Here is a 7555-nt window from a genome sequence, read left to right as displayed (position 1 = left end):
ATTAGATTGTTTGTTATACTTTGTAATTGGAAATAACTTACCTTTCAAAACGCAATTTGAAGGGTTGCAAAAGGCAAGAGATTGGGGATTTAAAGTGCCAACACAATCCAAATTAGCTAAAAACCTAAACGAAGTTTTCGAATACATCAACTATTGGGACAAACACCGTCATGATTTACCTTATGAAACTGATGGTGTAGTGATTAAAGTTAATAATTTACAACATCAAGAGGAATTAGGTTATACGGCAAAATCACCACGTTGGGCGATGGCATATAAGTTTAAAGCCGAACAAGTAACTACAAAATTAAACTCGATTTCATATCAAGTTGGGCGTACAGGAGCGATTACGCCTGTTGCGAATTTAGAACCAGTTCAATTGGCGGGAACAATTGTAAAACGTGCTTCTTTACATAATGCTGATCAAATTGAAAAGTTAGACATTAGAATTGGTGATGAAGTTTTTGTTGAAAAAGGAGGCGAAATTATTCCGAAGATTATAGCAGTAGCTCAAAGAGGAAATCAAGCGGAACCTACGAAATACATCACGCATTGTCCTGAATGTCAAACTGAATTGGTTAGAAGCGAAGGCGAAGCGAATCATTTTTGTCCAAATTTTTATGGCTGTCCGCCTCAGATTATTGGAAGAATTCAGCATTTTATCACCCGAAAAGCCATGGATATTGATGGATTAGGTGGAGAAACGGTTGCTTTATTATTCAATGCTGGTTTGGTTACTAATTATGCTGATTTGTACGAATTGAAAAAGGATCAAATCATTCCGCTAGAAAGAATGGCTGAAAAATCAGCTGAGAACTTGATTAACGGAATTGAAAAATCGAAAACCATTCCTTTTGAACGTGTTTTATATGCGTTAGGAATTCGATATGTAGGGGAAACGGTTGCAAAAAAATTAGCGAAACATTACAAATCTATTGATGCAATTGCGCAAGCGAGTATCATGGATTTGATTTTAGTTGATGAGATTGGCGATAAAATCGCACAGAGTGTCGTTCAATTCTTTGAAAATCAAGAAAATATTCGTATTATTGATAGGCTTAAGAGTTTTGGAGTTCAATTAGAATCGGGTGAAGAAGATGTTTTACTTTCGGAAAAATTAAAAGGAAAAACATTCGTTGTATCAGGTGTTTTTGAAATTTATTCGAGAGACGAACTGAAAAAAGCCATTGAAGATAATGGAGGAAAAGTTGGAAGTTCCATCTCATCAAAAACCGATTATGTAATAGCTGGAGATAATATGGGGCCGTCAAAATTAGAAAAAGCAAATCAGCTAAAAATTGCCATCATAACAGAATTAGATTTCAAACAAATGATAGATGCTTAAAGTAAATTCGGCTTTAATATTATATTTTACAGCTTTTGCCTTGTATGTATTTGCTGTTTTAATTGGTAACGATAACTTGGAACTTTTTAGTAAGCCAATTATCATTCCGTCGATTTACTATTTCTATTATATAAGAGTCAGAGGTAGGATTGATTATTTGTTTTCTTTTTCGGTTTTGTCTTTTTTTATAGGAGAAATTTTGCATCTTATTAGCAGAGAAGAATTTAATGTTTCTGGACTTATTTTTTTACTAATACCTTATTTTATTGTACTTTATTTTATATTTCAAGACTTAGTTTATTATTTGAAGAAGAAAAAAATTAACTTGAATACCTTTTCTTTCTACATTATTGTAATGCTTTTAGTGTATTTGTTTTTTAATGTATTAATGATGATGATTGAAGAGAATAGTTTTGAATTTTTTATTTATTCTTTATATGGAATATTGCTGTTGTTAATGGGGGTTTTATCTTTTGTAATGCTAATTAATTACAATAACAGAACCATTTTGTATACGGGTTTTATGGTTGGATGTTTTTTATTGTCCGATTTGTTTTTTGTTTTTTCAAAAAAAATACCCGATTTATTGGCTTTAAAAATGATTAATGTTACGACTCAAGAATTATCGTTTTTTTGTTACATAAGTTATTTTGTTTATAGAACTAAATTTAATCTTTATGGTAAAACAACTATTCAAGACTGACAAAATCATCGATAATAGAGCCGGTGTAGCTTTATATGTTTATTTTATTTCCCATATCTGCTATCTATTTTTTTATAGAGTTTATGAAGATATGGATATAGCTTTTATTTTTAAGCCAATAATTGTTCCCAGTATTGCTTTTGCTTATTTTTTCATTACCAAATCACTAAAAATTTACTTGAATTTGAGTTTGTTTTTAGTGATTTTTTTTGCCGATAATCTAATTTTGTTGGAAGATCAAGAGCTAAAAGTTTTTTCAACCTATTTGTATTTGATTGCTATTGGAATTTTATTTAACTATGTTGTTACAGATTCGCAATTGTTTAGAAAGAATCAATTCCTAAAAGATAATTTTAAATATTTTATTATTTCTTATTTAGTTTTAGTGATACTTTACAAGGTAGCCAGCATGTCTTTTAACTATGAATTTAAAGAGTTTTTTGTAGTAATTGGATATATTATAATGTTCTTAATGGTTTTAATCTTGAGTGTTTACAATGCATTACGATTTAAATCAATTGCTTCTAGATTTTTATTGTTAACTATTTTATGTCTATTTTTTTCGGACATATTTATAGTGCTAAACAAATACTATTTCAAAAACGATATTTTTATTTATATCTCTTGTATAATCGAAATTCCGGTGTATTATTTTCTTTTGAAGTATCTGCTTTATCGCGAAAAGTATTAAACAATAATGTTCTTAGTTTGATTATGAAGTAATTTATCGTTTGTCAAGTAGAAATCAATTCGACCTAAATTCACTCCAAAACACCCAACCTGATTAATTAAAACTTCTTTTCCTTCGCTATTTTTTTCAATAACTGGCTTATCTAAGAAAGTATGCGTATGACCACCAATAATTAAATCGATATTTTTTGTTTTTTGAGCTAATACAATATCGCTAGGTTTTTCAGGTTCGTCTTTGTATTTGAATCCTAAGTGTGATAAGCAAATTACCAAATCACATTTCTTTTCTTCTTTTAGAATTCGCGTCATGTCTTGTGCTACTTCAATCGGATTATTGTAAACCGTTTCTTTGTAAAGTTTTTTATCCACAAGTCCGTCTAATTGAACGCCTAATCCGAAAATTCCAATCTTAATTCCGTCTTTTATAATGATTTTATATGGTTTTACGATATCATTCAAAACCGTATTTTTAAAATCATAGTTTGCTGATACAAAATCGAATTTCGCATGAGGTAATTGGGTATAAAAACCATCAATTCCGTTGTCAAAATCGTGATTTCCCATAGTAGCCAAATCGTATTGCATCATACTCATTAGTTTGAATTCCAATTCGCCACCATAATAATTGAAGTATGGAGTTCCTTGAAAAATATCGCCAGCATCTAACAACAGCACGTTTTTTTCTTCTTTTCGGATGCTTTCTATAATAGCAGCTCTTCTTGCAGCGCCACCCATATTTGGATTTTTTGGATGATCGGTTGGGAATGGATCGATATGACTATGCGTGTCATTCGTATGTAAAATGGTAATCTTTTTGCTTTCAATAGTAGAAAAACTACTTAAACTCACTCCTGATAAACCAAGTAAAGCCGAACTCGCAGCTGTTTTTTGGATAAAATCTCTTCTTTTCATAGCTAAGTATTATTCTAAAATTATTTTTTCTGTTGTAATATTTGGAATCGTATCTACTTTCTTGAAATAATCAATCATCATATTTCTAAGCTTGTATTCCATGTCAAATTTGATTTTACTTTCTTTAAAAAACGTCATATTATCGCCTCCATTGGCTAAATAATCGGAAGTTCCCACATAATAAATTCGATTTTCATCCAAAGGTTGATTGTTAATTTCAATCTTATTTATCGCTGAAGTTGACTTATTAATGTAAATTTTCATGCCATATAACGGATGCGGTTTTTTCTCTTTGATAATGTATTCTGCTAAAGTTTTGATTTCTTTTCCTGTAAGTCCCACAACGATTAAACTATTTTCAAAAGGCATCACTTCAAAAGCGGTTCTTGTAGTTACATTTCCTTTAGGAATTACAGCTCTAATACCGCCGTGATTAAGTAAGCAAACATCAATCGTTTTATTTTCTCTTTTTTGAAAAACTGGATTTCCAAGTTCGAATGTAATTTCCGCTAATAAATTTCCGATATTCGATTGCCAAGTTCCTTTACTTTTGTCTTGTGTTTCCGGACAATAAGCTAAAACACTATTTAAATCTTTGTTGATGTTATCACTGTAAGGTTTTACGTAAGTCGCAATGGCTTCGTTTTCGCCTTTTTCTTTGGTAACGCCTATTTTTTTTCCTTCAATTTTAGTAGTTTGATAGGAAGAAGTTGATTTACAAGATATAAAGAGATTAAATGTTAATAATATAACAAAAAATCCAAAAGATATCGTATTCTTTTTTACATTTACAAGCATAACAAAAGCTTAAATTTTTAATTTTGTCGAATAGGTAAAAATACTATGTTTTATAATATTATAAAGAACTTTTTTCTTAAAAAAAATGTTACTAAACGATTAGCAACTCAAAATTCGTCTGGTTCAAACGATAAAGTGTTGACGGTTGGAGTTTTAGTTGACGAATCTTATTTCTCTGAAACAGCTCAACTAGTTGAAAGAATAGCTTCGCAAGGAATTGATGCTAATAATATTTCGATATTAGTTTATAAAGATAAAATCAAGAAGAAGGAAGTAATAAACGAACCCTTTTTGTCGTTAAAAAACATTTCGATTTCAGGAGAGATTAATAAAAAAGAAGTAAATGATTTTATCGAAACGCCTTTTGATTTGTTAATCAATTATTACGATGTTAATAAAAGTGCTCTTTTATTGCTTTCAACAAAATCAAAAGCGAAATTTAAAGTAGGATTTGACACGGTTGACAAAAGAGTCAATCATTTTATCATAAAAACACTCGTTGAAAATTTTAATGAGTTTGTTTTAGAACTGTTTAAGTATTTGAAAATTTTAAATAAAATATAAAAAATGCAATCATTTATTGGTACAGGTGTTGCTTTAGTTACGCCATTTAAAAAAGATTTTTCGGTTGATGTTGATGCGTTAACTAGAATTGTTAATCATGTTGTTGAAGGTGGAGTAGAGTACTTGGTAGTTTTAGGAACTACAGCAGAATCGGCAACTTTATCACAAGACGAAAAAGAATTGGTTATCGATACAATAATTAAAGCAAATGTAGGAAGATTGCCGTTAGTTTTAGGTGTTGGAGGAAATAATACACATAAAGTAGTTGAAGAATTAAGAACAAGAGATTTTTCTCATTTCTCGGCTATTTTATCAGTTTCTCCTTATTACAACAAACCAACGCAAGAAGGAATTTACCAACATTTCAAAGCAGTTGCTGAAGCATCTCCAATTCCAGTAATTCTCTACAATGTACCAGGAAGAACAGCAAGTAACATGTTGCCATCAACGGTTATCCGAATTGCAAATGATTTCAAAAATGTAATCGGAATTAAAGAAGCTGCCGGCGATATCGTTCAAGCAATGAAATTAATTCAAACAAAACCAGAAGGATTTTTAGTAATTTCTGGAGATGATATGATTACTTTACCAATGGTTTTAGCGGGTGGAGCAGGAGTGATTTCTGTAATAGGCGAAGGTTTTCCAAAGGAATTCTCTGAAATGGTTCGTTTAGGCCTACAGAGAAAAGTAGATGAAGCATATAAATTACATTACCTTTTAGCAGATAGCATCGATATGATTTTCGAACAAGGAAATCCTGGAGGAATTAAAGAAGTCTTTAAAGCATTGGGATTATCTGAAAATACAGTAAGATTACCTCTTGTAAATGTAAATGAAGATTTAGCAACAAGATTGCATAATTTTACTCGTAAATTAAGTTAAAAAAAGATTTTTGTAGTAAACAAATAATGTCTAAATTTGCAGTTGCTTTTTTAGACTTCTAAAGTATTGAATTTTAAGAAAGATTAAATTTAAATAAATGAATAGAATAGTTAGTTTTCTTTTTATTGCAATTTTTTTGGTTTCGTGTAGCGAGTATCAAAAGGCATTAAAATCAGACGATGTTGCAATAAAAAATGAAGCAGCGAATAAAAAATATGAAGCTGGAAAGTATTTAAAAGCTATCAGATTATACGAACAGATTGCACCAGCTTACAAAGGAAAACCAAACGCTGAGCGTATGTTTTACTTTTATTCAATGTCGCTGTATAAATCAGAACAGTACTATTTGGCAGGATATCAGTTAGAAAATTTTGTAGCTACTTATCCTAAAAGTGAAAAAAGAGAAGAATGTGCTTTCTATGCTGCTGAATGTTTTTATAGGTTATCACCGGTTTATAGTTTAGATCAAACCGATACTGAAAAAGCACTAGATAAAATGCAACGTTTTATAGATATCTATCCAGAATCTCAATTTTTACCACAAGCTAATGTTTATGTGAAAGAATTAAGAGAAAAATTAGAAAAAAAAGCATTTGAAATTGCAAAACAATACAATACGATTTCTGATTTTAAAGGAGCTTTAAAAGCTTTTGAGAATTTCTTAGCAGATTATCCAGGAACTCCTTACAAAGAACAAGCTTTGTATTATAGATTCGATTCTGCTTATAAACTTGCTATCAATAGTGTTGAATCAAAAAAACAAGAACGTTTAGTTTATGCTAAAAATACATATACAAATTTAATTAAGCATAACGGTCAAACGGAATATAAAGAAGAAGCTGATAAAATGTTAGCTGAATTGGAACAAGAATTACAAAAGTATACTAAATAAAAAGTAAATCATGGATTTAAAGAAAACAAATGCTCCTGTAAACACTATTACTTACAACAAAAGTAAATTAGAAGAGCCTACCGGAAACATTTATGAAGCGATTACTATTATGGCAAAACGCGCTAATCAAATCAATACTGAAATTAAAAAAGAATTGATTGAAAAATTAGAAGAGTTTGCTACTTATAATGATAGTTTAGAGGAAATTTTTGAAAACAAAGAGCAAATTGAAGTTTCAAAATTCTATGAAAAATTACCAAAACCACACGCTTTAGCAGTACAAGAGTGGGAAGAAGGTAAAATCTATTACAGAGACGCAAAATAATCATTATGTCTGTTTTAAGCGGTAAAAAAGTCTTGCTAGGTATATCTGGTGGTATAGCTGCTTACAAAACAGCCAATTTGGTTAGATTACTTATAAAAGCAGGTGCACAAGTACAAGTTGTAATGTCGCCTGCTTCTTTGCATTTTGTTACGCCACTTACTTTGGCAACACTTTCTAAAAATCCGGTTTATTCTACTTTCTATAATGAAGAAGAAGGAAATGGCGAATGGAATAACCATGTAGAATTAGGTTTGTGGGCTGATTTTATGCTAATTGCTCCAGCTACAGCTAACACACTATCTAAAATGGCAAATGGTAATTGCGATAATTTACTTATAGCAACTTATTTGTCTGCAAAATGTCCAGTTTATTTTGCGCCTGCAATGGATTTGGATATGTACAAACACCCATCAACTTTAGATAGTTTTCACAAATTGAAATCAT

At 30.3% G+C, this 7555-nt stretch carries 9 protein-coding genes; 7 read left to right on the top strand and 2 right to left on the bottom strand.

The genetic code is table 11. From position 1 onward, the window contains the following. Both ligA and L6Q46_RS11145 read left to right on the top strand, forming a co-directional pair. Window positions 1–1345 (top strand): NAD-dependent DNA ligase LigA (gene ligA, locus L6Q46_RS11150; protein ID WP_291284367.1); only part of this gene is annotated, 1345 nt, incomplete at its 5' end. Further along, window positions 1338–2048 carry a hypothetical protein gene (locus L6Q46_RS11145; RefSeq protein WP_291284366.1) on the top strand — a complete coding sequence of 237 codons (711 nt, stop codon included), beginning with the start codon at window positions 1338–1340 and terminating at the stop codon, window positions 2046–2048. The genes ligA and L6Q46_RS11145, both read left to right, overlap by 8 nt. 687 nt (window positions 2049–2735) lie before the next feature. Here the strand turns inward: L6Q46_RS11145 and L6Q46_RS11140 are convergent. Both L6Q46_RS11140 and L6Q46_RS11135 read right to left on the bottom strand, forming a co-directional pair. Next, window positions 2736–3650 (bottom strand): metallophosphatase, encoded by a 915-nt coding sequence (locus L6Q46_RS11140; protein WP_291284365.1) that lies wholly within the window; start codon window positions 3648–3650, stop codon window positions 2736–2738. 9 nt (window positions 3651–3659) lie between these two features. Beyond that, a complete protein-coding gene (locus tag L6Q46_RS11135; protein ID WP_291284364.1) occupies window positions 3660–4448 on the bottom strand; it encodes a 5'-nucleotidase in 789 nt (262 codons plus the stop codon). A 45-nt stretch (window positions 4449–4493) separates the two neighbouring features. On the opposite strand from L6Q46_RS11135, the gene L6Q46_RS11130 reads away from it, so the two are divergent. From L6Q46_RS11130 to L6Q46_RS11110, 5 genes are all read left to right on the top strand, one after another. After that, window positions 4494–5012: a hypothetical protein gene (locus tag L6Q46_RS11130; RefSeq protein WP_291284363.1), complete on the top strand. Its 519-nt coding sequence runs from the start codon at window positions 4494–4496 to the stop codon at window positions 5010–5012. A 3-nt stretch (window positions 5013–5015) separates the two neighbouring features. After that, the gene (gene dapA, locus L6Q46_RS11125; RefSeq protein ID WP_291284362.1) at window positions 5016–5894 is read left to right on the top strand and encodes a 4-hydroxy-tetrahydrodipicolinate synthase; all 879 of its coding nucleotides are present in this window, start codon (window positions 5016–5018) and stop codon (window positions 5892–5894) included. 97 nt (window positions 5895–5991) lie between these two features. Next, a complete protein-coding gene (gene bamD, locus L6Q46_RS11120) occupies window positions 5992–6786 on the top strand; it encodes an outer membrane protein assembly factor BamD (RefSeq protein ID WP_291284361.1) in 795 nt (264 codons plus the stop codon). A 10-nt stretch (window positions 6787–6796) separates the two neighbouring features. Then, complete coding sequence (locus L6Q46_RS11115) at window positions 6797–7111, top strand: DNA-directed RNA polymerase subunit omega (RefSeq protein WP_111565628.1); 315 nt, start codon at window positions 6797–6799, stop codon at window positions 7109–7111. Window positions 7112–7116: 5 nt separating this feature from the next. Next, the coding region (locus tag L6Q46_RS11110) for a flavoprotein (RefSeq protein ID WP_291284360.1) at window positions 7117–7555 on the top strand (439 nt) is incomplete at its 3' end.

It is taken from the genome of Flavobacterium sp. (genome assembly GCF_023151265.1).
GTDB lineage: Bacteria > Bacteroidota > Bacteroidia > Flavobacteriales > Flavobacteriaceae > Flavobacterium.
The sequence above is the reverse complement of the archived record's forward strand: the minus strand, read 5'-3'. Positions and strand labels throughout refer to the sequence as shown.